Origin of the sequence: Aidingimonas halophila (assembly GCF_900106955.1) — a bacterium.
Taxonomy (GTDB): Bacteria; Pseudomonadota; Gammaproteobacteria; order Pseudomonadales; family Halomonadaceae; genus Aidingimonas; species Aidingimonas halophila.
Genome location: NZ_FNNI01000014.1, coordinates 3,727 through 5,687 on the forward strand (window position 1 = coordinate 3,727; position 1,961 = coordinate 5,687).

General features: G+C 56.7%; 1 tRNA gene and 1 rRNA gene. Both read right to left on the reverse strand.

From position 1 onward, the window contains the following. Nucleotides 1-2 precede the first annotated feature (2 nt). Nucleotides 3-79 (reverse strand) — tRNA-Ile (locus tag BLW01_RS18185). Nucleotides 80-174: 95 nt separating this feature from the next. Further along, nucleotides 175-1,714, reverse strand: a 16S ribosomal RNA gene (locus tag BLW01_RS18190). Nucleotides 1,715-1,961: the final 247 nt, after the last annotated feature.

The following is a 1,961-nucleotide window of genomic DNA, read 5'->3' on the forward strand; positions in this document are numbered from 1 at the left end:
TGTGGTGGGTCTGGGCAGACTCGAACTGCCGACCTCACCCTTATCAGGGGTGCGCTCTAACCAACTGAGCTACAGACCCGGCTTTCAACCACTGGGTCCGCGACCCAAACAGTCTTTGCTCTGGTCGATCAGGTAATTCATGTGAGCACTTACCGACACCAACAGTCTGTCGGTTAAGGAGGTGATCCAGCCGCAGGTTCCCCTACGGCTACCTTGTTACGACTTCACCCCAGTCATGAACCACACCGTGGTGATCGCTCCCCCGAAGGTTAAGCTAACCACTTCTGGTGCAGTCCACTCCCATGGTGTGACGGGCGGTGTGTACAAGGCCCGGGAACGTATTCACCGTGACATTCTGATTCACGATTACTAGCGATTCCGACTTCACGGAGTCGAGTTGCAGACTCCGATCCGGACTGAGATCGGCTTTCCGGGGTTAGCTGGCTCTCGCGAGATCGCAACCCTTTGTACCGACCATTGTAGCACGTGTGTAGCCCTACCCGTAAGGGCCATGATGACTTGACGTCGTCCCCACCTTCCTCCGGTTTGTCACCGGCAGTCTCCCTAGAGTTCCCGGCCGGACCGCTGGCAAATAGGGATAAGGGTTGCGCTCGTTACGGGACTTAACCCAACATTTCACAACACGAGCTGACGACAGCCATGCAGCACCTGTCACTCGGCTCCCGAAGGCACCAAGGCATCTCTGCCAAGTTCCGAGGATGTCAAGGGTAGGTAAGGTGCTTCGCGTTGCATCGAATTAAACCACATGCTCCACCGCTTGTGCGGGCCCCCGTCAATTCATTTGAGTTTTAACCTTGCGGCCGTACTCCCCAGGCGGTCGACTTATCGCGTTAACTGCGCCACTAAGAACTCAAGGCTCCCAACGGCTAGTCGACAGCGTTTACGGCGTGGACTACCAGGGTATCTAATCCTGTTTGCTACCCACGCTTTCGCACCTCAGCGTCAGTGTCAGGCCAGAAGGCCGCCTTCGCCACTGGTATTCCTCCCGATCTCTACGCATTTCACCGCTACACCGGGAATTCCACCTTCCTCTCCTGCACTCTAGCCAGACAGTTCCGGATGCCATTCCCAGGTTGAGCCCGGGGCTTTCACAACCGGCTTATCTCGCCGCCTACGCGCGCTTTACGCCCAGTAATTCCGATTAACGCTCGCACCCTCCGTATTACCGCGGCTGCTGGCACGGAGTTTGCCGGTGCTTCTTCTGCGGGTGATGTCGTCCGTGCCGGTTATTAACCCGCACGCTTTCTTCCCCGCTGAAAGTGCTTTACAACCCGAAAGCCTTCTTCACACACGCGGCATGGCTGGATCAGGCTTTCGCCCATTGTCCAATATTCCCCACTGCTGCCTCCCGTAGGAGTTCGGGCCGTGTCTCAGTCCCGATGTGGCTGATCATCCTCTCAAACCAGCTACGGATCGTCGCCTTGGTAGGCCGTTACCCTACCAACCAGCTAATCCGACATAGGCTCAGCCGATAGCGCGAGGCCCGAAGGTCCCCCGCTTTCTCCCGTAGGACGTATGCGGTATTAGCCTGAGTTTCCTCAGGTTATCCCCCACTACCGGGTAGATTCCTATGCCTTACTCACCCGTCCGCCGCTCGCCACCAGGGAGCAAGCTCCCCGTGCTGCCGCTCGACTTGCATGTGTTAGGCCTGCCGCCAGCGTTCAATCTGAGCCATGATCAAACTCTTCAGTTTCAATCATTGTGTCCCTGCCCTTCCGTAGAAGGAGGCGGAACAAACCTGGCTCAAGGTTCAAACGTCTCTTGACGAGTCGCTTGCCTTGATGATCATCGACCATCGATATCGGCAAGCGCCCACATGGAATTACCTGATCGCTTGTTAAAGAGCATCCCGCCGGGCCGTGCCTCAGCAGGGAAGGCGTATTCTACCGGATTCCACCAACCTGTCAATCCCGATAACGCCCCATGATCCGAAAATAACC